Consider the following 22177-nt stretch of genomic DNA (forward strand, 5'->3'; position numbering starts at 1 on the left):
GCGAGAATTGCGTGCTGCATCAAAGATATTGTTTGCCGGAATGCTCCCGGGGACGAATACTGTCGGGTCCCGCTGTAATGGAAAACAACATGAAAACCTCGGGTACCAACCTTGAACATGCGCGGGCGCATAACCGGCGTGTGGTGATTGAAGCCATTCGTCTGCACGGTGAGCTGACCCGTGCCGAACTGGCCCGAATGACGGCACTGACGCCGCAGACCGTTTCGAATATCGTGGCAGAGCTGGAGCAGGCCGAACTGCTGACCAGCCGCCAGCCGCGCCGTAGCGGACGCGGTCAGCCATCCATTCCGGTCACGCTTAATCCCACCAGTGCCTGGTCGATCGGCATTCATCTTGATCATCAGACATTGCTGCTGGTGCTGGTCGATCTTAGCGGCGAAGTCCATTTCCGCCGCCTCGTTATGGTGCAAAAGCCGCAGCCTGCTGCCACTCTGGCGTGCATTGCCGGCGTGCTGGAGGAGATGCGTGCCTTCCTCGGCGCGCAGTGGCAGAAAGTCCTGGGGATTGGCGTGGTGATGCCGGGTCCTTTTGGGGTTGAGGGCATCTCTTCAGTGGGGCCAACCACACTGAACGGCTGGGAGCAGGTTGATATCGGGACGGAGCTCGGCACCCTCAGCGGCCTGCCGGTGACGCTGGAAAACGACGCCACAGTAGCCGCTATTGGAGAACGCTTCCACGGTACGGCGCGCCACCTTAACTCCTTTATCTATCTCTACATCGGCACCGGCCTTGGCGCGGGGATCTTCACTGATGGCCACATCTATACCGGCCACGCCCATAACGCAGGCGAGATTGGACACATTGTGGTGGAGCCGGGCGGTCGCGACTGCTACTGCGGTAATCAGGGCTGCCTGGAACGGTATGTCTCGTTACAGGCAGCTTATGAATTCTGCGGTCTCGATCCGATGCGGGCGTTACCTGACGATCTGCTGCAGATTGAACCCGCGCGTTTCACCGCATGGATTGAGAGCGTGATGACGCCATTGCGCCAGGCGATCAATATTCTGGAGTCGGTGTTTGATGCAGAGGCGGTGATAATTGGTGGGATGATGCCTGCGTCCTTGCTGGAGCAGATCGTAGAACGGTTGCCACCCCTTTATCAGTCAGTGCGGGGACGGTATCTCTTTGATATGCGATTAAAGACTGGCATGACCGGTAGCGATACCGCTGCGCTGGGTGCTGCAGCCTTACCGATTTTTGATGAGTTTAACCCGAAGTTTCAGGTGCTGATGAAGTAGGCAATGAAAACGGCGCTGTTGCAGGCAACAGCGCCATAAGCATTAACCCGGATAGATACCGCGATCTTTACGCGCCATCAGAATACGTTCGCAGGCCACGATATAAGCCGCCGTGCGCAGTGAGCAATCTTTCTCCTTCGACTTCTCCCAGACGTGAACCATCGCTTCCGTCATAATCTTGTCTGAGCGACGATTGATCTCATCTTCACTCCAGAAGAAGCTGGCCATGTCCTGAACCCATTCGAAGTAGCTGACGGTCACGCCGCCGGCATTACAGACCACATCCGGAACGACGATAATGCCGCGCGTTGCCAGCATGTCATCCGCATCCGGATAGGTCGGACCGTTTGCCCCTTCCAGCACGATTTTGCAGCTCAGGACTTCAGCACGCTCGCGGGTAATCTGACCTTCCAGTGCCGCCGGAATCAGAATATCCATTCCTGTGGTCCAGAACGCCTCTTTCTCAATGCTCTGCGCGCCAGGGAAGCCGGCAATCTGCTTGTTGGCAATCTGCCACTCGGTCAGGGCAGCCATGTTGATGCCATCGGCATTAAAGAGTGTCGCGGTATGATCCTGAATCACAACCACGCGGGCGCCCGCCTCTTCAAACAGGCGTGCCGCTTCGCTGCCAACGTTACCGAAACCCTGCACTGCAACGCGCGCGCCTTCAATCTCAATGCCGGCGCGACGTGCCACTTCTCGTCCAGTGATAAATACACCGCGACCGGTGGCTTTTTCACGGCCCAGAGAACCACCGAGATGAATCGGTTTGCCCGTGACAACGCCGGTAATCGTTGTGCCGTGGTTCATGGAATAGGTATCCATCATCCATGCCATCACTTTGCTGTTGGTGCCGACATCTGGCGCAGGAATATCTTTTTGCGGTCCAATGATGATGCCGATCTCGCTGGTATAACGGCGGGTCAGTCGCTCAAGTTCACCATCGGACAGTTTGAAAGGATCAACGCGAATACCGCCCTTAGCGCCGCCATAGGGCAGGTTAACCGCCGCACATTTGATGGTCATCCATGCGGAGAGCGCCATGACTTCATTAAGGTCGACATCCGGATGATAACGAATACCGCCTTTACCTGGACCGCGCGAAAGGTTGTGCTGAACGCGATAGCCTTCGAAGTGGCGAATTGAGCCATCGTCCATCTGAAGAGGAATATCAACAATCAACGCACGTTTTGGATGACGCAAAGTATCTATCCAACGTGAAAGATCGCCCAGATAAGGCGCAACCCGGTCAATTTGCTGTAAGTAGGTGGACCAGGCAGATGTGCTGCTTTCAGACGCATAAGATAACTTATCCATAAAAAACCTTTCTTAATGAAGTCATTTATTGGGTGGAACCGTGGACGGTGAGCGCATTATCTTGCGCGGACATAATCTAACACTTCTGAAACAAATATGATGGGGGCACTGCCCTGTTTAAGTGCAGTGGCGCCCCGTTTTGGGGCAGAGAAAGTGAATAGATAAGGTTCAATGACCGCTTTAAGGCGAATAAAGATGCGGCAGAAGTGCGTAATGACTGCATATCAAAGAAAAATCGCTATCTTTCAATTCTTTGAGGATGTTCAAAAAGTTAAATAATTGATTGTTACCTGATTGACTTTGATGCCCCGGTTCAGTGCATGAGAATAAGTAATCAAAGGATTACCTTAAGTAATGAATCGAAGAAGAATTGCACAGGCTAATCAGTGATTTAGAGCAGTAAGAGCAGTGATAAGTAAAAAGTGTCTAGCAGTGGGCCAGCATACGGGTCTGGCCCGGAAGGATTACTGATGCAGAGCCTGTTCGGCTTCTTTCAGCTCCTGGCGAGCGTTTACCAGTTTATCTTCACGCTTCTGGATTTTGCTGGCGCTGCGTCCTTCCGCTTTCGCTTTTGCCAGTTCCTGTTCGCGTTCCTGCACCTTAACCTTTTTCTCAGCCACTTTTTCCTGGCGCTGCTTTAACAGACTGCCTTCGGTGCAGTTCTGATTCACTTCGCGAAGGGCGGTCTCAAGGCCGGCAACCTGATGGGTATTATTGTGCTGGCGGGCAAAAGAGAGCTGGGTCTCAATCTCCTGCTTTTTGGCGGCACAACCGGTCAGGGCAGATGCCGCATGAGCAGCAGTGAAAGTCAGTGGCAACAGGCAGAGGCTGAATGTCAGTAACGTTTTTTTCATCGTAGTCTCGTCAATGAGTCAGGGTTGAGGCGTCAGTATACGCAGTCACCTTAAGTGATTCTTAACGGAAAAAAATATTTACTGGAGCAGAAAAGCGGAGAGGAGAAGGAGCTGCCTGCTATCAGGCAGCGCTGGAGGCGTCAGAGTGTGAATAATGCAGGTTACGATCAGGGCCACTAAGCATCACAGGATGACCATCCTGACTCTGCTGTTCGAAATAATCCTGCATCTGCTGACTAATCCCGGCCCCACACCACATTACATGATGCTGATGGAGTTCAGTTTTTATGGCGGGCAAGCCGGTCGCACGTGAGTCAACCGCAACATTAAAGCCCATCGCAGTAAGACGAATCGCTTCCAGCCAGATTTCAGTTTTATCAAGCACGCTCACCGCTTCCAGGAACAGAGGAATCGCAGATTCATTACGCGATGAAACGCGCATCACTTTGTCAGCCTGCTGCTTAACGGATTGCTCAAAACGATCAAGGCGTCGCGACGCTCCCCGACGGTGATCAGCATTAAGCCAGACACTCAGTGGCCGCAGCAGATTAATGATGAAATCATCACCGCTGTAGTTACTGGACATGTTGTGCATCTGACGTGAAAGCGACAGCGGTGTGCCAAATTCCAGTTGCCAGAGCATGTCGCCTTTGCGCGCCGCCCAGCCATGGGTGATCACCGTTGAGGCGGCCAGCTGCCCCTGTCTGATTTCTTCGAGCGTGGCACCTGTGGCGGTTAAGCCAACAAGGGAATAGATTTCGCTGAGGTGTTCATCACTCCAGCAATCCGGATTTTGCTGTGGCGTCAGCAAACCCTGTTTCATCCAGCGTTTAAGGTTCGCGGGATGGGCGCCCGTTATGGCGCAAACAGTATCGGTAGTAAAAGAATGCATATCGTGCCCTCTTTTGAGGGAAAGGCCGCCGACAGTAGCCGGGGATGAGCAACCACTATGAACCTTCTGACAGCCAATTAACAGGGAAAAGCAGTCTGAAATCAACGAGCAGGCCCTGTTACGCTACGCTTATTCACCTTTATTCCCTGGTTAAATTCATGATGATCAGAGGGTTAAAAGCGCCTCTGCAAGTCAAAAAAGACTGTGTATTTATTCAGTAAATATTCTTTACACAAACTGAACCGGATATGAGCCTGATCTATCGTTTTTAAGAGCATGCCGACTCTTTTCCCTCTTACATCCGCCGATCAAATTGCTAAAATAGCGGGTTCTGATGATCAGGAGAAAGAGTGCCCAATGCGTTATCGTTATACTCTCGCCGTTGTGACGGTTGCTGCTGTGCTGACCGGCTGCGCGAAGAAAAATGCCGCCGCCGATGCACAAAATGAATTTGCTGCTGGTCCGACACAAATTGATGTCTCACACATTTTGACCCGCGCAGATGATGGCTCCAGTGTCTTCCTGACTGTAGATGGTAAAGACGCAGGCAGACTGCCTAACGGCGAAAGCATGCTGCTGCATGTTCCGGCCGGAAAGCATCAGATTGGTGGCTATGTGCCAACGCTGTTTGGTATGGGACGGGTGACCATTGCGCCGGTAGAAGTGACCACGTCACCGGAAGATGTCAAAAAAGTGGCTTATACAGTCACGCGCAACAAAGCTACCTTTGTTGAGAACAAGGGCGAGCAGGGCTGAGCAGATAACGGCGGAGAGCAGCGCTCTCCGCTGAATGCGCCTCCGCTATAAGCCGAGTTCGCTTAGTGAAGGGTGGTCGTCAGGGCGCCGTCCCTGTGGCCAGTGAAACAGCCGCTGTTCTTCACTGATTTTCAGATCATTAATGCTGGCAAAGCGCTGCATCATTAATCCCTGCAGATCAAACCCCCAGTTCTCGTTGCCGTAGGAGCGATACCACTGGTGCTCCTCGTCATGCCATTCATAGGCAAACCGCACCGCAATCCGGTTCTGGTCAAAACTCCATAACTCTTTGATCAGCCGATACTGCTGCTCCCGCTGCCATTTCTGCTGCAGGAAGGCGACAATGGCTGTCCGACCGGTCAGGAAAGTATCGCGATTACGCCACTGGCTTTCCGCTGAATAGGCCAGCACAACGCGCTCAGGATCCCGGCTATTCCAGCCATCCTCAGCCAGCCGGACTTTTTCAATCGCCTGTTCGGGCCGGGTAAAGGGGGGTAAGGGCGGACGTGAATTTTCCAACTTTCTCTCCTTAACAACACAGGCAGATGCGTGAGCCGCATCCAGAATAATCAGAGTTCCAGTGCGTGGATCTGGCAGACGGCACGCGCCGCTTCCTGACCTTTCTTCACGAAGTGCTGCGTATAGAAGTCGATAAACTCTGCTGATGGCTGGAAATTATGAGGCGTCAGGGACACCGAGAAAACCGGTACGTTGGTCGCCAGTTGTGCCTGCATCAGACCACTGACCACCGCCTGTGCGACGAAATCATGGCGATAAATGCCACCATCGACGACCAGTGCCGCACAGACAATCGCATCATAGTTGCCGGTCTGCGCCAGACGTTGCGCCAGCAGCGGCATTTCAAAAGCGCCCGGCACGTCCCATGTTTTCATTTCATATGCCGCACCACGTCTTTCCAGTTCCTGTTCGAAACCGGTCAGAACCTGAGAAACGATCTCGCTGTGCCAGTTTGCTTTAATAAAGGCGACTTTCAACGGCTGCATGACTTACTCCTGTAAAAGGTGACACCCAGTGGTAACGGGCCAGATTGCGCCCCTGCACCCCGAATCAAAAAATAGTGTGCCTGACAGGTCAGTAACCTGCTGACAACCTTCACTATACTGTAATGTAAAGAGTCTGTGTCTATCATTGTGATTATATGTAAATAACAGATGCCCTGATTACCTCTGTATGCTGCAGCAAAGGCAGGCAACGCGTGCTTTTCGGCGTTCAACACTTACTCCCCAGCGCCCCTCACTAACCTGTTTGCGTAATCGCTTCCAGTTACGTCACTGCTTAAATAAAATACTGGATATTTGAACAGGTATTTGTATAATAAATGGACTGCCCGCCGGGTATTGGTAGCGTAAGTGAGGGGTGAACCCATGATGATTTCGACTGAAAGCCTCAGGTCTCTGGAACAATCGGTCACAATGAGCAGCCGCGAGCTGGCTCAGATGACGGGTATTACACACGGAGAAGTGAAGCGGTTAATCAAAAGTCTGGAGACGGCTCAGCGTCTCTCCCAGCCACTCATCGTGAATGACTATGAGCGGGAAGGGGAAGTGCGTCAGGAGTATCGCCTGTGCAAACGTGACTCGCTGCTGGCTGTGGCTCGCCTGTCGCCCGGCTTTACTGCTGAAGTGCTGGATCGCTGGCAGGATCGCGAGAAAACTACCCATCTTCCTGACTTTACCAACCCGGCTGAAGCCGCTCGCGCCTGGGCTGAGCAATTTGAACAGCGTCAGGCGGCAGAGCAGCAGCTGGCTCTCTCGGCTCCCAAGGCAGCGTTCTTTGATAACTTCGTCGAGGTCGATGACTGTCTTGGCTTTCGCCAGCTCTGCAAAATGCTGAAAGTGAAAGAGCCGGAATTCCGCCAGTTCCTGCTGGAGCGCAACATTATGTATCGCTCCAAAGGCACCCTGACGCCGCAGCACTATCATCTGCAGGCGGGCTACTTTACGCTGCATACTGGCACGGGCGAAAACCAGCACGCATTCTCTCAGGCGCGCTTCACTTCTAAAGGGGTGAAATGGGTCGCCAGCCTGTGGGCAGGGCATCTCTCTGCTCAGCCTAAGGGCGCAGCCGCATAATTGCGTCTCTGCAATTCCGGGGAATGCTTACGGTGAGCGCAGGCTGAAAACGCAAAAGTAAAAAAGGCCGCAACAAAGTGCGGCCTTTTTGATCAATCAGGATCGATTAACGGGCGAATTACCAGCCTTTAATCGCATCCCCTTTATAGACTTCTTCCGCTTTAGCCGCGACTTCCGGTGACTGCAGCGCAGCCTTCAGCTTCTGAATTTTATCGCTATCTTTATTGTCTTCACGTGATACCAGCGCATTCACGTAAGGCGACGAGGCACTTTCCATAAATAACCCATCACGGTGTGCTGACAATCCAGCCTGAGCCGAGAAGTTAGTATTAATAATCGACAGGCTGACGTTTGGATCATCCAGCGTGCGGGTCAGCTGGGGGGTGTCGACTTCAACCAGCTTCAGGTTTTTTGGATTTTCGATGATATCCAGCGAGGTAGGCAAATAACCCACACCGTCTTTCAGTTTAATAAGTCCCTGCGCCTGCAGCAGCAACAGGCTGCGACCCAGCGTGGTGGCTTCGTTAGAGATGGTGATAGTGGCACCATTCTGCAGCTCACTGATGTTTTTGATTTTGTGCGAATAAGCCGCAATCGGGAAGACAAAGGTTTTACCCACTACTGCGAACTTATAGCCTCGCTCTTTAGACTGTGACTCAAGATACGGCAGACTCTGGAAGGCGTTGGCATCGACTTCTTTGTTATTCAGCGCTTCATTAGGCAGCACATAGTCATTGAAGTTAAGCACTTCAACATCGAGCTTGTATTTATCTTTAGCAACCTGCTGAACCACCTGCCAGATCGCTTCATCGGGCCCGGTATTAATCGCGACTTTAACTTTGTTATCGTCGTCTTTTGAACAGGCAGATAATAATAAAACAGAACTGGCGAGTAATGCCGTAAACAGACCTTTCATTATCAGAAATCCCTCAGATGGTTGATGGCTTAAAAGATAATACAGAACGCACAGGTTGCGTACTGACGGGGGAATATATCTTATAACCACAACACTGTTTTCGAACATTAATTAACCAGACTCTTAATGTTTCTCTGCACGTATTACGGGATTTAAAGGCCTTATTTTTCCGGTCAATAATCGCAGCAGGCACCCATCTGATTTTCTTCTACGCTTACTAACGAGTCACTACTGGATTTCCATTGAATATTTACAGGGATTAATCATGTCTAAGCAAGATAGCGGGATCACCGCAGTTGAAGTTATGCGCAGCAGCCAGGCCTGGAATGGTGAAGTTATTGAATCCTATCCTGCTGGCGAACCTGAAATCACGGTTATGCGGCTGTCACTGCCTGCTCACACTTCATTGCCGTGGCACACCCATCCGATGCCGAATGCGGCGTTTATTCTCTCCGGCACCCTGATTGTTGAGGATAAAGAGAGCGGCGAGCAGCGTACATTCCATGCGGGTGAAGCTCTCAATGAAACGGTCAACAGCGCGCATCGCGGCTATACCCTGAATGAGCCTGCCGAACTGGTGATCACCTATGCCGGAGTAAAAGGGCAGGAACTGACCGAGCCGTTGCCGGGGGAGCCGGAAGAGTTTTAAATCATGACACCTCACGGCAGTGTCTCCCGCTGCCGTAAGGCAGCACTGTAATAAACCCCGCTTCCTCAAGAATCGCTTTTGCCTGTTCCGAACGCAGAAATGCCGCCAGACGTCCCGCCTCTGGCGTGATAACCGCACAGGTATAGCGCGCAACAGGGTTAACAGCCTCCGGGATATCAATCACCGTCAGCCCGGCAATCTGACTCAGGGCATCCCGATAACTGGCATAACCGATAAACAGATCTGCCTGATACGTGTTAATAACCCATTCCGCCGCGAGCCTGCCTGCGGGAATAGCTGCGGAATCCCGTCCGCCCACCAGCGGGATTGCGCGCTGTCGCACTGCTTTACCCGCCTTGCCCATCCGGGTGAAAAGTACCTGCGCGTAATCTCCCGACGGATCAGCGGCTGGCGTGGAGGTTGCGATCCGCAGCGAGTCACGGGTGAGCAACTGATACCAGTCATCTCCCGCCTGCAGCCGATCGCTGCGCACCGTGATACAGAGCTTATTGGTCGCAAAAGAGATGATCGCCAGTGCCCGCCCGGCAGCCAGCAGTCTCTGCGGATGTGCCTCACTGGCGGAAGCAAAGAGATCGCAGGGCTCACCGGCTTCAATCTGTTCGCGCAGCAGACCGGCGGGGCCAAACCGGGTATCGACTGATTCCTGGAAGTGCGACGTCAACGTGGGCCAGACTGTTCTCAGGCTACCCGCCGCCAGTACGCGCATTATTCGGGCCCCTGATATGTGGTGCGATAGAAGCGCTGATACCAGCGGTTAGCCAGCTTGCTCATGTCTACATCCTGAAACTTCTGCGGATAGAGTTTTTTCGTCATCCACACTTCGCCAATCCCCATCGCTTCCGGCATCGGATAACCCCAGGCTTTGGCGTAGTCCGGCATCAGCCAGACGCGATGATTTTTAACCGCGTCAATTGCCTGCCATTGCGGTGAGCTATTGATTTCATTCACAACAGAGGGATAGCGATTCTGAACAAAAATCACCTGCGGATCCCAGGCGATCACCTGCTCCATCGACACGGTTTTAAATCCTTGCACGGTCGCCGCAGCGACGTTGACCGCGCCCGCATGCAGCATCATCAGGCCGGTATATTTCCCTGAGCCATACGTGGTCAGTTCCGGATTGGCCATATAGGCGCGAATACGTTTCTCCGACGGGATATCCTTCAGGCGGTCGCTGACAATTTTGCGCCCCTGATCGGTCGCCTCAATCAGCGCTTTCGCTTCTGCGGGTTTATTCACGATCTCGCCAATCAGCGTAATCCCTTCGCGCAGCCCTTTGTCGTAAGCCATCTCCTCGTCATCAAGCGTCGGATTCATTTTAGCTTTTTCACCCGGCTGGTCATGACGCAGCGAAATAGCCACGACAGGGATCCCTAGCGCGGTAATGCTGTCGATCATCTCATGCGGCGCATAGTTGGTAACAAACACGACCTGCGGATGCAGCGCCACTAGTTTTTCAGGATCGACATGCGTCAGATCGCCCAGCGTGGCTTTCTGCCTGAGTTCGGGAGCCAGACGGGCATAGCTGTCGCCGAGCTGCTGCTTCCAGTTCGCCATCAACCCCACGATTTTATCGGTGGCGTTCATCTGCACCAGCAGGTTCAGGGTCTGATGCTGGAGCACCACAATGCGATCGACGTGGTCTGGAATCGTGACCTGGCGGCCAATCTGATCGGTAATCTGGCGTGATGCCTGGGAAGAGAGCGGAAGGAGTATCAGTAAACCGAGTGTGCATGCCTGGCAGAAGCGCTTCATTAACTGTCCTCAAAAATCGTTATGCATTCGATTATATAGCGAATAGTGACGTGCGTCACGGCACTGATTATGTGCAACGCCCGTTACTGGCTCACCATCCCGGTGCCTTACGAATTCTGTTACCGCTATTTAACTGATTATTATGATTTTAATTTCTGGCACGCCATTTGCTGAAGTCTGAACAGTAAGCAGCGTTCGACACTACTGATAGCAAATAGCTGGCTAGGGTTCCGGTTCACGCAGGTGAATGTCTGGTCCGAGAGCTGGCGACCTCTGCGAGGTTACACGGCGGGACAAAAGCCCGGGAGACAGCGGCACCATCTGGTGTCTTGCGCTGCTCCCGTTTTTTTGTGCCAACCAGAGGTCAACCATGAAGAAATTACCCCTCCTGACGCTTGTTATGTCTCTGGCGCTGCTGGTCAGCGCGCCGTCTTCCGCCGCAGTCAAAAAAGAGTTCAATATCTGCTGGACCATTTACGCAGGCTGGATGCCGTGGGGCACCATCAGCAATGAGAAAATCATTGATAAATGGGCCAGTAAATATGGCATTAAAATTCATATCACTCAGCTCAATGACTATATCGAGTCGATTAACCAGTACACCGCCGGACAGTTCGACGGCTGCACCATGACCAACATGGATGCCCTGACCATTCCTGCGGCAGGTGGTGTTGATTCCACGGCGCTAATCACCGGCAGCTATTCCGAGGGTAACGATGGCGTGGTGCTGAAAGGGGAAAATAAGAAACTCAGCGATCTGAAAGGGATGTCGGTCTATCTTCCGGCGCTGTCTGTTTCTCATTACCTGCTGGTGCGAGGTCTTGAGAAGGCCGGACTGCAGGAAAAAGATGTCAAAGTTGTGAACACCTCCGATGCCGATATCGTTTCAGCCTTCGGCACCAGCAACGTCAAAGCGGCCGTGGCATGGAACCCGCAGCTTTCGGTCATTAAAAAGACCCCGCAAACCACTGAGGTCTTCAGCTCATCGGCCGTGCCGGGCGAGCTGATTGACATGATGGTGGTGAATACCGACACCCTGAAAGACAATCCCGCACTCGGCAAGGCGCTGACCGGCGCGTGGTTTGAGATGATGGCGAAAATGCAGGCCGGGGATACGCAGGCGCTGAGCGCAATGGCTGCCGATTCCGGTACTGACCTCGCAGGTTACAAGGCGCAGCTGAAAACCACCCACCTGTTCTGGACCCCCGCCGAAACCCAGACTTTTGTCGCTTCACCTGATATTGCGAAAACCATGCAGCGCGTCGCCGCGTTCTCCTTTGATAAAGGCTTACTGGGCGATGGCGCACAGAGCGCTGACTTCATCGGCATGAGCTTCCCTGGCAACGTCACCGTCGGCGATAAAGCCAACATTAAACTGCGCTTTGACGACAGCTATCTGAAGATGGCCGCTGCGGGCAAGCTCTAATCACCGATCTCAGGAGTTTTTGCCATGCGCCACATTAACCGCTATCCCCGACAGGGAATGCGCCTGACGCTGATGCTATTACCGTTTGTGTTGCTGATCGCCGTCTGGTTCATCAGTTCGGCGGTGCGTCTGGAGGCTAATCCCCAGGACAAACTGCTACCCGGTCTGTCGCAGATGATCGCGGCCATCGACCGGATGGCGTTTACCCCGGACAAGCGCAGTGGGGAATATCTGCTGTGGGCGGACACGTGGATCAGCTTAAGCCGCCTGCTGACCGGCCTCGTCATCTCTTCACTGATTGGTCTCTGCATCGGAGTGGCGGCGGGCGTCTTCCCGATGACCCGTGCCGCGCTGTCTCCGTTTATGACCGTGGTATCGATGATCCCGCCGCTGGCGCTGCTGCCGATGCTGTTTATCGTCTTTGGGCTGGATGAGCTGTCAAAAGTGATGCTGATCGTCATCGGCATTACGCCGATGCTGGCGCGTGATCTGGAACATCGGGCGCGCGAGATCCCCGCCGAACTGTTCATCAAAGCGCAAACCCTTGGGGCAAATAGCTGGACGGTGGTGCTGCGGGTCGTGCTGCCACAGCTCTTATCGCGGCTAATCACCTCGCTGCGTCTGCTGCTTGGCTCCGCATGGCTGTTTCTGATCTCAGCCGAAGCCATTTCCGCTACCGCCGGCCTGGGCTATCGCATTTTTCTGGTGCGTCGCTACATGGCGATGGATGTGATCATTCCTTATGTCATCTGGATCACGCTGCTGGCGTGGCTGATGGATCTTGCGCTGCGTCAGCTGCACAAAGCCTGTTTCCCCTGGGCGGAAGGAGGCCGGGAATGAGTTTTATCGATATCAAAAATATCTGGCAGGAGTATGGCGACCACGTGGTGCTGGAACGCATCAATCTGCAGGTGCAAGAGGGCGAGTTCTGCTCGCTGGTGGGAGCGTCCGGCTGCGGTAAGTCGACGTTTTTACGCCTGCTGCTCGGTCAGGAAAAGCCAACGCGGGGATCGATCACGCTGGATGGTGAACACCTGCCCGGAGAGCCGGATCGCACTCGTGGCGTGGTGTTTCAGCGCTATTCCGTTTTCCCTCACCTCAATGTGCTGGATAACGTCGTCATTGGCCTCGAACTTCCGGCTTCACCCTTTACCGGGCGGCTGTTTGGTGCCAGGAAACGTCAGGCCCGGGAACAGGCAAAACAGATGCTGGTGAAAGTCGGGCTGGGCCATTCGCTGGATAAATATCCGGCTCAGCTTTCTGGCGGAATGCAGCAGCGGCTGGCCATTGCTCAGGCATTTGTGATGCAGCCACGGGTGCTGCTGCTGGATGAACCCTTTGGCGCGCTCGACCCCGGCATCCGCAAAGATATGCATGCACTGCTGCTCCAGCTGTGGAGCGAAACCCGGATGACGGTGTTTATGGTCACGCATGACCTCGCCGAAGGCTTCAATCTGGGTACCCGGCTGCTGGTGTTCGACAAAGTGCGCATCGACCCGCAGGCTCCCAATGCGTGGGGCGCGCGCATCACTTACGACATCCCGCTCAATGAAACGCGACTCTCTCAGCTGGCGGCCGGCAGTAAGAACAACATTTATCCTCTAAAGGAGATCGCCCAATGACAGAACTTTTTCATTCATCCCCAAGCCTGCGCGAAGAGCCGCTGCCCGGCGGCGCGCATACCTCGCTGATTTTGCGCAAAGGGCAGATCCTGCGCCTGACCGATATCGAGGGCGGTGCGAACGTCAGCATGATGATGCTCAATCCGCACGAGAAAAGTGAACGGCTGAATCTGCCGGATACCCTGAAAGGCCAGCACACCGCACGCCTGACCACAGGCCACTGCTTCTACTCCGACATGGGCCGTGTATTGGCCGCGATCGTTGCGGATAGCTGCGGCTGGCATGATCCGTTTGGCGGCGTACTCAACGCGGCGGAAACACAGGAGAAGTACGGCGCCGGTCGCTATCAGGAACGGCGCAACGGCTTCACCCGTAACGGCATGGATAATCTGCTGGTTGAAACGGGCAAATGGGATCTGGGCCTGGAAGATCTTCTGATGGTCGTCAACTTTTTCAGCAAGGTTACCGTCGATGAACAGGGCCGCTTTGGGTTCAGCGCAGACAACAGCCGGGCCGGAGATTTCGTTGAGCTTTATGCGCCCATGGACGTGCTGATGGTACTGACCGCACTGCCACATCCGCAGGATCCTGCCACCGACTATCTCCCGCGTCCGGTCCAGCTGAGCTGGTATCAGGCCGACGATATGCAGGCCGTCAGCGCAGCAATGGTCACGCGCGGTGAAAACCAGCGCGCGTTTCACAACACCCAACTTTTTGCCCTGTAAGGAGACTGCGATGACACTTATCAATTCTGATCGTCGTTCTGAAGATGCTGTCTATCGCCACGTGATCCCGGCAGGCGAGCCGTGGCTGTTCGAGGTAAAAAAAGGGCAAACGCTGCGCCTGCTCGACCTCGAAGGAAATCAGGCGATTGATACCCTGTTTTACAACACCGATAACCCGCGGGAACGCTACGATCCTCAGCGAACGCTGCGTCGTCAGGGAAAGGTCTATCTGACCACCGGCAGCGTGCTCTATTCGAATCTTGGTAATCCGCTGCTGACGATCATTGCCGATACCTGTGGCCGCCACGATACCCTGGGCGGTGCCTGTTCGCAGGAGAGCAACACCGTCCGTTATGCCCAGGATAAGCGTTACATGCACAGCTGTCGGGATAACTTCCTCTGCGCCTGCCTGCACGATGGCCGTCTTCATAAGCGCGATATCGGCGCTAACATCAACTTTTTCATGAACGTTCCGGTCACGCCTGAAGGCGGCCTGACCTTTGAAGACGGGTTATCTGCGCCCGGCAAATACGTTGAACTGGTCGCGATGTGTAACGTGATGGTGCTGATCTCCAACTGTCCGCAGCTGAATAACCCCTGCAACGGCTGGAACCCGACACCCGCTGAAGTGCTGGTCTGGAACTAAGCCAGCCCGCTGAACCACCCGCCGGCCGCCCGTTACGTGCCGGTCAGCCCCGGGGACGGCCCCAGGGAATTTCGAATTTTGCGGGACGACCCGCATCCCTGAGAGTTCGCTTATGTTTGATACCTTACTGATTGCCAATCGCGGTGCGATCGCCTGTCGCATCCTGCGCACGCTGCGTGCTATGCAGGTGAAAGGGGTCGCCGTCTATTCTGAAGCTGACCTGAGCAGTTTACATATCCGTGAGGCGGATGTGGCGCTGAGCCTGGGCGAAGGGCCTGCTGCACAAACCTATCTGGTGACGGAAAAAATCATCGCCGCCGCGCAGCAGAGCGGAGCCAAAGCGATCCATCCGGGCTACGGTTTTCTTTCTGAAAACGCCGCCTTTGCTGAGGCATGTGAGGCTGCGGGACTGATTTTTGTCGGTCCGACGCCCCAGCAGCTGCGGACCTTTGGCCTTAAACACACGGCCCGCGCGCTGGCGAAAGCCGAAGGTGTGCCGTTGCTGGAAGGCAGTGAACTGCTGGCGGATGTCAGCGAAGCGCATCGCGCCGCAGAGCGTGTCGGCTATCCTGTGATGCTCAAAAGCACCGCGGGCGGCGGTGGCATTGGTATGCGCGTCTGTCGTGATGCGCAGGCGCTGTCAGACGCGTTTGAAACCGTGCAGCGTCTGGGCCAGAACAACTTCAGCGACGCCGGTGTGTTTCTTGAAAAATATATCGAACGCGCCCGGCATCTTGAAGTGCAGATTTTCGGTGATGGCAAGGGCGAGGTTATCGCGCTGGGCGTCCGCGACTGCTCGGTGCAGCGACGTAATCAGAAAGTGATTGAAGAAACCCCTGCGCCGAATCTGCCCGATGGCATGGCCAACGCACTCTGCTCGGCGGCTATCGCTCTGGGAAAAGCGGTCAACTATCGCAGCGCCGGAACCGTAGAATTTGTCTATGACAGCGCAGCGCAGCAGTTCTATTTCCTCGAAGTGAATACGCGCCTGCAGGTTGAACATGGCGTGACGGAGCAGGTCTGGGGCGTGGATCTGGTGCAATGGATGATTGAGCTGGCGGCAGGCGATCTGACCTCGCTTACCGCATTAGCCGCCGGGTTGCATCCGCAGGGCCATGCCGTGCAGGCACGCATTTACGCCGAAGATCCGGGTCGGCAATTCCAGCCTTCACCCGGACTATTAACCGAAGTCGTTTTCCCGGCGGCCGACGGTAAATCCCTGCGCATTGACCGCTGGGTAGAAGCGGGATGTGAAGTCCCGCCATTCTTCGACCCGATGCTGGCAAAAGCGATTGCTTTCAGCGCCACACGCGATGAAGCCATCGCCACCCTGGCACAGGCACTGGCGGAAACCCGTCTCTATGGCGTAGAAACCAACCGCCTCTATCTGTTACAGATTTTAGCCTTTGCCCCTTTCACGGCGGGTGAACCCTGGACCCGCTGCCTGGAGCAGCTCGGCTATCAGGCGGCAACGGTTGAGGTGCTGAGTGCAGGAACCCAGACCAGCGTTCAGGACTACCCCGGACGTCTGGGATACTGGGCAGTTGGTGTGCCGCCGTCAGGGCCGATGGATGATCGCGCCCTGCGTCTCGGCAACCGTCTGCTGGGCAATGCTGAAGGCGCCGCCGCGCTGGAAATCACCCTTAACGGACCCACCCTGAAATTTAACACTGCGATTCAGGCGGTGATCTGTGGCGCGCCGCTGAGTGTCGCACTGGATGGCGCTGAACAGGCGATGGACACTGTCTTTACCATCCCGGCCGGATCAACGCTGAAGCTGGGCGCGATGAATGGACCTGGCGTCAGAAGCTATCTCTGCCTGAGCGGTGGCATTCAGGTGCCAGACTATCTGGGCAGTAAAAGTACCTTTACCCTCGGACAGTTTGGCGGACACGCCGGACGGGCGCTGCGCAGCGGTGACGTAATGCATCTGGCTCCACAAGCCGCGAGCCCAGGCGGCGCGGAGCTGCCCATTGCGCTGCGCACAGAACTCGCTACGGTGCGCACGCTGAGAGTCATTTATGGTCCACATGGTGCACCTGAGTTCTTTGCGCCGGACTACATTGCGACGTTCTTTGCGACAGACTGGGAAGTGCACTTTAACTCCAGCCGTACCGGCGTGCGTCTGATGGGACCAAAGCCGATCTGGACCCGCGACAGCGGCGGCGAAGCGGGGCTGCACCCCTCGAACATTCATGACAACCCTTACGCCATCGGCGCGGTCGATTTTACCGGCGATATGCCGGTCATTCTGGGACCGGATGGCCCGAGTCTCGGCGGATTTGTCTGCCCGGTGACGGTTATCGAGGCGGACCTCTGGCAGCTGGGACAGCTCAAAGCTGGTGACAAAGTCCGGTTTGTGGCGGTGGATATCCCGACGGCCCGGAGACTGGCAGAGGGCAGACGCAGCGAGCTGACCATGCTCCAGCCACAGGACATTCACTGGAAGCCTGCGCCGCTGACTTCGCCCATCGTGATGACCTGCGGTGAAGCGGCTAAACGCCTGGTGGCGCGTCTTTCTGGCGATATGCACTTGCTGCTGGAGGCAGGTGAGCCGGAACTGGATCTGGTGCTGCGTTTTCGCATTCACGCGTTAATGCAGGCGCTGGAAGCGCAATCCCGTATGGGCATTATTGATATCACGCCAGGGATCCGCTCGCTGCAAATCCACTTCCAGCCGGAAACACTGACGCTTGATGTGCTGCTGGCATGGGTGCGCGGAGAGTGGGAGAGGGTTTGCATGAGTGATGACCTGCAGGTGCCCACACGTGTGGTGCATCTGCCGCTCTCCTGGGACGATCCGGCCTGTCAGAAGGCCATTGAAAAATATATGACCACCGTGCGACCGGATGCGCCCTGGTGCCCGAGCAATCTTGAGTTTATCCGCCGGATAAACGATTTGCCGGATGAGCAGGCCGTCTGGAATACCGTGTTTGAAGCCAGCTATCTGGTGATGGGGCTGGGCGATGTCTATCTTGGCGCGCCGGTCGCCACGCCGCTGGATCCCCGCCATCGGCTGGTGACCACGAAATATAACCCGGCCAGGACCTGGACGGCGGAAAACTCGGTTGGTATCGGCGGCGCTTATCTGTGCGTTTATGGCATGGAGGGGCCAGGCGGCTATCAGTTTGTCGGACGCACGCTGCAGATGTGGAACCGATATCACGAAGTGGCCGATTTTGGCGGTAAACCCTGGCTGCTGCGCTTTTTCGATCAGATCCGTTTTTATCCGGTTTCAGCGGAAGAACTATTGCAGATTCGTCGCGATTTTCCACTGGGTCGCTATCCGCTGCGTATTGAGCACAGCACACTGCGGCTGGCGGAGTATCAGGATTTCCTCGTCCGTGAAGCGGAAAGTATCGGCGAGTTTCGCGATCATCAGCAAAGCGCATTTAATGCTGAACGTGACCGCTGGATAGCCAGCGGCCAGGCGCATTACGACAGTCAGGAAAGTGCGGTGAATGAAGGCGGCGATGCACCGCTGCAGGCAGGTGAGCAGGGCGTTGAAAGCCCGGTTTCGGGTAATCTATGGCAGGTGCAGGCGACGGCGGGCAGCCGGGTGCGTGAAGGCGATATCCTGGTAGTGCTGGAGTCGATGAAAATGGAGATCCCGCTTCTGGCGCCGTGCGACGGCATTATTCAGCAGGTCAGCGTGCAGCCAGGCAGCGCAGTGCGTGCAGGGCAGCGCGTGGCGGTCATTGTTGAGGATAATGCACGAGGATGAGCAGAGTAGGTGGTGCCGTGAAAGTTGCGCCCACTGCTTTAGAACCGGGCGCAGGTTATGAGCTCGCGCCCGGCTCGCTTAACCAGCGGAACATCGCCTCACTGCCAGGCTGGCTCAGCGTACGTTGCGGCCAGGCAAGGAAGTAGGGCTTGCTCAGCGGCAGGCAAAGATTATCCACCACAACCAGATCGCCACGCGCCAGTTCCGGCGCGATGAGGCGTCGCTGCCCCAGCAGCAGTCCTGTACCCGCGACCGCCGCGTCAATGGCCAGCGAGGTCAGATTGAAGCTGAATGCGGGCTGCGGCCGGGGTTCATCCATGCCTTTGGCCTGAAACCAGCTTTGCCAGTCCGGCAGGAATCGTCCTTCATTACCCCAGTCGAGATGGATTAAGGGTGCCTCGCTCAGAACCGTTTCTGGCGTGAAGCGTTGCAGCAGAACCGGACTGGCCACCGGCAGCACCTCATCATGAAAGAGCTTAAGTTTGTCTAACTGCGGGTAACGATCTTCACCAAAGCAGATGACAAAATCGGCAGGCATCGCGGTGAAATCGACCTGAGCATGCGTGCCGTATAATGAGAGATCGATATCCGGACAAAGGTCACGCCAGCTCGCCAGCCGGGGCAACAGCCATTTCGACGCCAGCGCCGGTAATGCGTAGACCGTGAGTTTTGGCGCACTGGCCGCATGGCGGATGTTTTGCTGACCGAGGTGAAGAATATCAAAGGCTTCGGTGACATAGCGCAGATACTCTTTACCCGTGTCAGTCAGCATCACGCCGCTCTGCGTGCGCAGAAAAAGGGTGCTGCCGAGTTGCTCCTCCAGCTGGCGAATCTGCTGACTCACCGCCGCGGGGGTTATTGTCAACTGGGCGGCGGCTTTTGCCAGGCTGCCCAGTTCGGCGGCCACCTTAAATGACTGTATGACGCTGATTTTTGGCAGCCGTGGCAATTGGGCAGGCATTAACTGTTCCTTATGCGTGCAGTAAGTTTTTATCGTTACGCAGCGTGGCGGGTGACAGGTAGAGTACCATTACACCTGCCCATCGTGAGAATGGTTACTATGTCTGGTTCCCTTGTTCGTCTCGATCTTCATCCGCTGGCCGATCATGGCTGGCGTCAACGCTGTCGTGAGCAATTAAAACAGTCGGGCGCGCTGGTACTGCGTCAGTTTTTAAAACCACAGGCTTTAGAGGCGATCATTGAAGAGGGTAATGCGCAGCGTCATCTGGCCTATCACAACCACAGCAAACACAATGTCTATCTGATGAAGCCTGATGACGCTTTCAGCGCCGATCATCCGCGCAATCGGGATGTGCTCAGTACCAAAGGTTGTATCACGGATGATGTGATCGCTGCCGACTCACCGCTGCGTCAACTTTATAATGACATACTGTTCCAGCGTTTCCTGTGTGATGTGCTGGAAGAGAAAGCACTCTATCCTTACGCAGATCCGCTTTCCTCAATCAACCTGCATTACGCGCCTCACGGACAGGAACTCGGCTGGCACTTCGACAACTCCTCCTTTGCTATCACCTTGCTGGTACAAAAACCACTGGCGGGCGGGCTGTTTCAGTATGTGAAGGATCTGCGGGATGCCGATGCCGGTGAGATGAACTTCGCAGGCGTTGACGCAGTGCTGGACGAGCGCCAGCCGGTTGACGCGCTGGAGATTGACGCCGGCGATCTGGTACTTTTTCGCGGTCGTAACTCTTTGCATCGCGTAACCCCAACCGAAGGCGAGGTCACGAGGATGCTTGCCGTGCTGGCTTACAATACTCAGCCGGATATTGCCTTATCAGAAACCGCGCGTATGACTTTTTACGGCAGACTCTGACATCAGGGCGTGTCGGTCAGGGCACGCCAGCCGATTACTTCAGCGTCATCGGCAGGTTGCCAGCAGAAGCCAGATGAGGTTTGATTACAGGATTAACCTCTGTCAGGCCACCAATCAAAAGTGCGCATAATCTATCTTATGTTAAATAAGAGAGAATGACGCATTGCCAGCCCTGCTACCACCTCACAAAGGTGCGTTACAAGCAGAGCTGACGCCGGGTATCAGGCATTGAGCTGATTAATGACAGTAGAAAACTCATTCACGCCGCTATTAATTTCCTGGAAGCTTCTTCCCAGATCGCTAATTTTGTCATTTTCACTTGAAATGATATTTTTTATTTCATCAAGCTGATGATACATATCATTGATAAGCCGGTTGTTCTCTTCAATGACAGCGGTAATTTTCTGCGTTGATGTGGAGGTGGATGCTGCCAGTCGCCTGACCTCTTCCGCCACTACAGCGAATCCTCTGCCAGCTTCGCCGGCTCTTGCAGCTTCTATAGCTGCGTTGAGCGCCAGAATGTTGGTCTGAGACGTGATACTGCTGATTGTTGATATTATCTCACTGATATTGACTGCAGATTCGTAAAGTTTTTTGCTAACTTCAGCAGCGACTTCCACCTTATCGGATACCAGCATGGAATTTCTGACAGTTTCATCTAATACTTCTTTGGCATTATGCGAGATCTGAGAAGTCTCTTCCGAAGTAGTCACTGCAATATCAGCAATTCTTCTCGCATTTTCGACTCTGACAGTGATGTCCGACGCAATTTTGATGACTTTTTCGATCGCGCCATTGGCATCAAGAACGGGTGTATAATTCGCTTCGAGCCAGACCCGCTCACCTGCAATGTTTTTTCTTTCAAATCGCCCGCTGAAAGAGTGTCCCCCTCTTATTTTCGCCCAGAAATCCGGATTTTTAGTATAAAAATCATTAAAACAAAATATCCGATGATGTTTACCGATAATATTATCGCGCTGATAACCCATTAACTTCAGAAAGTTGTCGTTTGCGCCTAATACCTCACCCTCTGTGGTAAATTCTATCAGGGCCATCGAAGCGTTAATCGCACTGATTATGGCTTCTTTACTTTTGAGTTTTTTATGTTCTTCTGTGATATCACTCGCAATTTTTATTACTCTTATCACCTCATCATGTTTATTCCTTACAGGGAAATATGAACCGCCAATATAAAAAACGGATTTATCTTTCCTGCAACGTTCAAACACACCGTTTATCGACTCTCCTGAAGATAAGGCCTGCCAGAACCTCGCATATTCCGGGGTTTTGGTGTACCTGCTTTGGCAGAATAAACTGTGATGCAGACCGACAACTTCATTCAGGGAGTAGCCTGTCATATCGAGGAACATATCATTCGCCATAATGACCTGACCCTGGGGAGAAAACTCTACCCATCCCATCGCGCATTTGATTGCGCTGACGTCATCAGCCATGTCCAGAGAATTGGGTTTTGTCACCCTGTGTACGACTTTACTAAGATTAAACATGCAAACCTCACGAGGCGATGGTTATCTATCTTCGTTTTTCATTCACGTAATTCCGCATCAGCTGAATACCTGTGACATGCAATAAAAATCGTTTTGCACACATGTGGCGTTACTGATGTAGTCCTGCCAATCTGGTTATTCCCGGAAAAACATGTTTATGCCTGAAAGCATACCTTCTGT

At 54.3% G+C, this 22177-nt stretch carries 21 protein-coding genes and 1 riboswitch; of the genes, 11 read left to right on the forward strand and 10 right to left on the reverse strand.

Translation table 11 applies throughout. The features are described 5' to 3' along the window. Positions 1–89 precede the first annotated feature (89 nt). Complete coding sequence (locus ACR8BF_RS19595) at positions 90–1259, forward strand: ROK family transcriptional regulator (protein ID WP_179898317.1); 1170 nt, start codon at positions 90–92, stop codon at positions 1257–1259. Positions 1260–1301: 42 nt separating this feature from the next. Here ACR8BF_RS19595 and ACR8BF_RS19600 read toward each other — a convergent pair whose 3' ends face one another. The 3 genes from ACR8BF_RS19600 to ACR8BF_RS19610 form a co-directional block, all read right to left on the reverse strand. Continuing rightward, positions 1302–2576: a Glu/Leu/Phe/Val family dehydrogenase gene (locus ACR8BF_RS19600; RefSeq protein ID WP_179898318.1), complete on the reverse strand. Its 1275-nt coding sequence runs from the start codon at positions 2574–2576 to the stop codon at positions 1302–1304. A 464-nt stretch (positions 2577–3040) separates the two neighbouring features. Next, entirely contained in the window at positions 3041–3430 is a 390-nt protein-coding gene (locus ACR8BF_RS19605; protein ID WP_434745958.1) for a DUF1090 domain-containing protein, read from the reverse strand. A gap of 121 nt (positions 3431–3551) precedes the next feature. Continuing rightward, positions 3552–4322, reverse strand: a complete 771-nt coding sequence (locus tag ACR8BF_RS19610; RefSeq protein WP_434745959.1) for a MerR family transcriptional regulator — start codon at positions 4320–4322, stop codon at positions 3552–3554. Between the two features lie 357 nt (positions 4323–4679). Between ACR8BF_RS19610 and ACR8BF_RS19615 the strand changes: the two genes are divergently transcribed. Beyond that, entirely contained in the window at positions 4680–5078 is a 399-nt protein-coding gene (locus ACR8BF_RS19615; RefSeq protein WP_179898321.1) for a hypothetical protein, read from the forward strand. 45 nt (positions 5079–5123) lie between these two features. Here the strand turns inward: ACR8BF_RS19615 and ACR8BF_RS19620 are convergent, their stop codons facing one another. Both ACR8BF_RS19620 and ACR8BF_RS19625 read right to left on the reverse strand, forming a co-directional pair. After that, positions 5124–5597 carry a DUF1348 family protein gene (locus tag ACR8BF_RS19620; protein ID WP_434745960.1) on the reverse strand — a complete coding sequence of 158 codons (474 nt, stop codon included), beginning with the start codon at positions 5595–5597 and terminating at the stop codon, positions 5124–5126. Positions 5598–5647: 50 nt separating this feature from the next. Next, complete coding sequence (locus tag ACR8BF_RS19625) at positions 5648–6082, reverse strand: 6,7-dimethyl-8-ribityllumazine synthase (protein ID WP_292985893.1); 435 nt, start codon at positions 6080–6082, stop codon at positions 5648–5650. 381 nt (positions 6083–6463) lie between these two features. On the opposite strand from ACR8BF_RS19625, the gene ACR8BF_RS19630 reads away from it, so the two are divergent. Beyond that, positions 6464–7171 carry a phage antirepressor KilAC domain-containing protein gene (locus tag ACR8BF_RS19630; protein ID WP_434745961.1) on the forward strand — a complete coding sequence of 236 codons (708 nt, stop codon included), beginning with the start codon at positions 6464–6466 and terminating at the stop codon, positions 7169–7171. 118 nt (positions 7172–7289) lie between these two features. Here ACR8BF_RS19630 and ACR8BF_RS19635 read toward each other — a convergent pair whose 3' ends face one another. After that, a complete protein-coding gene (locus tag ACR8BF_RS19635) occupies positions 7290–8087 on the reverse strand; it encodes a MetQ/NlpA family ABC transporter substrate-binding protein (protein ID WP_162303273.1) in 798 nt (265 codons plus the stop codon). Positions 8088–8352: 265 nt separating this feature from the next. Between ACR8BF_RS19635 and ACR8BF_RS19640 the strand changes: the two genes are divergently transcribed. Continuing rightward, complete coding sequence (locus ACR8BF_RS19640; protein ID WP_434745962.1) at positions 8353–8736, forward strand: cupin domain-containing protein; 384 nt, start codon at positions 8353–8355, stop codon at positions 8734–8736. 1 nt (position 8737) lies between these two features. Here the strand turns inward: ACR8BF_RS19640 and ACR8BF_RS19645 are convergent, their stop codons facing one another. Both ACR8BF_RS19645 and ACR8BF_RS19650 read right to left on the reverse strand, forming a co-directional pair. Then, positions 8738–9463 carry a molybdate ABC transporter substrate-binding protein gene (locus tag ACR8BF_RS19645; protein WP_434745963.1) on the reverse strand — a complete coding sequence of 242 codons (726 nt, stop codon included), beginning with the start codon at positions 9461–9463 and terminating at the stop codon, positions 8738–8740. Then, positions 9463–10512: an ABC transporter substrate-binding protein gene (locus tag ACR8BF_RS19650; protein ID WP_434745964.1), complete on the reverse strand. Its 1050-nt coding sequence runs from the start codon at positions 10510–10512 to the stop codon at positions 9463–9465. The genes ACR8BF_RS19645 and ACR8BF_RS19650 overlap by 1 nt, the downstream gene beginning before the upstream one ends. Positions 10513–10723: 211 nt before the next feature. Continuing rightward, a riboswitch (guanidine-I (ykkC/yxkD leader) is annotated at positions 10724–10822 on the forward strand. Between the two features lie 60 nt (positions 10823–10882). Between ACR8BF_RS19650 and ACR8BF_RS19655 the strand changes: the two genes are divergently transcribed. From ACR8BF_RS19655 to uca, 6 genes are all read left to right on the forward strand, one after another. After that, the gene (locus tag ACR8BF_RS19655; protein ID WP_179898329.1) at positions 10883–11938 is read left to right on the forward strand and encodes a putative urea ABC transporter substrate-binding protein; all 1056 of its coding nucleotides are present in this window, start codon (positions 10883–10885) and stop codon (positions 11936–11938) included. A 24-nt stretch (positions 11939–11962) separates the two neighbouring features. Continuing rightward, positions 11963–12778 carry an ABC transporter permease gene (locus tag ACR8BF_RS19660; RefSeq protein WP_090965396.1) on the forward strand — a complete coding sequence of 272 codons (816 nt, stop codon included), beginning with the start codon at positions 11963–11965 and terminating at the stop codon, positions 12776–12778. Further along, a complete protein-coding gene (locus tag ACR8BF_RS19665; protein WP_434745965.1) occupies positions 12775–13560 on the forward strand; it encodes an ABC transporter ATP-binding protein in 786 nt (261 codons plus the stop codon). The genes ACR8BF_RS19660 and ACR8BF_RS19665 overlap by 4 nt, the downstream gene beginning before the upstream one ends. Further along, positions 13557–14285 carry an urea amidolyase associated protein UAAP1 gene (locus ACR8BF_RS19670; protein WP_434745966.1) on the forward strand — a complete coding sequence of 243 codons (729 nt, stop codon included), beginning with the start codon at positions 13557–13559 and terminating at the stop codon, positions 14283–14285. The genes ACR8BF_RS19665 and ACR8BF_RS19670 overlap by 4 nt, the downstream gene beginning before the upstream one ends. Before the next feature lie 10 nt (positions 14286–14295). After that, a complete protein-coding gene (locus ACR8BF_RS19675) occupies positions 14296–14931 on the forward strand; it encodes an urea amidolyase associated protein UAAP2 (protein ID WP_434745967.1) in 636 nt (211 codons plus the stop codon). Between the two features lie 112 nt (positions 14932–15043). Beyond that, positions 15044–18655 carry an urea carboxylase gene (gene uca / locus ACR8BF_RS19680; RefSeq protein WP_434745968.1) on the forward strand — a complete coding sequence of 1204 codons (3612 nt, stop codon included), beginning with the start codon at positions 15044–15046 and terminating at the stop codon, positions 18653–18655. Between the two features lie 55 nt (positions 18656–18710). Here the strand turns inward: uca and ACR8BF_RS19685 are convergent, their stop codons facing one another. Further along, positions 18711–19616 (reverse strand): LysR substrate-binding domain-containing protein, encoded by a 906-nt coding sequence (locus tag ACR8BF_RS19685; RefSeq protein WP_434745969.1) that lies wholly within the window; start codon positions 19614–19616, stop codon positions 18711–18713. 99 nt (positions 19617–19715) lie between these two features. On the opposite strand from ACR8BF_RS19685, the gene ACR8BF_RS19690 reads away from it, so the two are divergent. Then, entirely contained in the window at positions 19716–20489 is a 774-nt protein-coding gene (locus ACR8BF_RS19690) for a HalD/BesD family halogenase (protein ID WP_434745970.1), read from the forward strand. A gap of 221 nt (positions 20490–20710) precedes the next feature. Here ACR8BF_RS19690 and ACR8BF_RS19695 read toward each other — a convergent pair whose 3' ends face one another. Further along, on the reverse strand, positions 20711–21997 hold the full coding sequence (locus ACR8BF_RS19695) for a methyl-accepting chemotaxis protein (RefSeq protein WP_434745971.1): 1287 nt from the start codon (positions 21995–21997) through the stop codon (positions 20711–20713). Positions 21998–22177 lie beyond the last annotated feature (180 nt).

Source organism: Candidatus Pantoea rara (assembly GCF_051136265.1).
Classification (GTDB): domain Bacteria; phylum Pseudomonadota; class Gammaproteobacteria; order Enterobacterales; family Enterobacteriaceae; genus Pantoea; species Pantoea rara.

Coding starts and splice junctions, on each gene's coding strand:
- ACR8BF_RS19630 (WP_434745961.1), top strand. CDS start 6,464: ATGATGATTTCGACTGAAAGCCTCAGGTCTCTGGAACAATCGGTCACA.
- ACR8BF_RS19670 (WP_434745966.1), top strand. CDS start 13,557: ATGACAGAACTTTTTCATTCATCCCCAAGCCTGCGCGAAGAGCCGCTG.
- ACR8BF_RS19615 (WP_179898321.1), top strand. CDS start 4,680: ATGCGTTATCGTTATACTCTCGCCGTTGTGACGGTTGCTGCTGTGCTG.
- ACR8BF_RS19665 (WP_434745965.1), top strand. CDS start 12,775: ATGAGTTTTATCGATATCAAAAATATCTGGCAGGAGTATGGCGACCAC.
- ACR8BF_RS19695 (WP_434745971.1), bottom strand. CDS start 21,997: ATGTTTAATCTTAGTAAAGTCGTACACAGGGTGACAAAACCCAATTCT.
- ACR8BF_RS19685 (WP_434745969.1), bottom strand. CDS start 19,616: ATGCCTGCCCAATTGCCACGGCTGCCAAAAATCAGCGTCATACAGTCA.
- ACR8BF_RS19675 (WP_434745967.1), top strand. CDS start 14,296: ATGACACTTATCAATTCTGATCGTCGTTCTGAAGATGCTGTCTATCGC.
- ACR8BF_RS19625 (WP_292985893.1), bottom strand. CDS start 6,082: ATGCAGCCGTTGAAAGTCGCCTTTATTAAAGCAAACTGGCACAGCGAG.
- ACR8BF_RS19645 (WP_434745963.1), bottom strand. CDS start 9,463: ATGCGCGTACTGGCGGCGGGTAGCCTGAGAACAGTCTGGCCCACGTTG.
- ACR8BF_RS19655 (WP_179898329.1), top strand. CDS start 10,883: ATGAAGAAATTACCCCTCCTGACGCTTGTTATGTCTCTGGCGCTGCTG.
- ACR8BF_RS19690 (WP_434745970.1), top strand. CDS start 19,716: ATGTCTGGTTCCCTTGTTCGTCTCGATCTTCATCCGCTGGCCGATCAT.
- ACR8BF_RS19640 (WP_434745962.1), top strand. CDS start 8,353: ATGTCTAAGCAAGATAGCGGGATCACCGCAGTTGAAGTTATGCGCAGC.
- ACR8BF_RS19600 (WP_179898318.1), bottom strand. CDS start 2,576: ATGGATAAGTTATCTTATGCGTCTGAAAGCAGCACATCTGCCTGGTCC.
- ACR8BF_RS19595 (WP_179898317.1), top strand. CDS start 90: ATGAAAACCTCGGGTACCAACCTTGAACATGCGCGGGCGCATAACCGG.
- ACR8BF_RS19610 (WP_434745959.1), bottom strand. CDS start 4,322: ATGCATTCTTTTACTACCGATACTGTTTGCGCCATAACGGGCGCCCAT.
- ACR8BF_RS19660 (WP_090965396.1), top strand. CDS start 11,963: ATGCGCCACATTAACCGCTATCCCCGACAGGGAATGCGCCTGACGCTG.
- ACR8BF_RS19635 (WP_162303273.1), bottom strand. CDS start 8,087: ATGAAAGGTCTGTTTACGGCATTACTCGCCAGTTCTGTTTTATTATTA.
- uca (WP_434745968.1), top strand. CDS start 15,044: ATGTTTGATACCTTACTGATTGCCAATCGCGGTGCGATCGCCTGTCGC.
- ACR8BF_RS19650 (WP_434745964.1), bottom strand. CDS start 10,512: ATGAAGCGCTTCTGCCAGGCATGCACACTCGGTTTACTGATACTCCTT.
- ACR8BF_RS19605 (WP_434745958.1), bottom strand. CDS start 3,430: ATGAAAAAAACGTTACTGACATTCAGCCTCTGCCTGTTGCCACTGACT.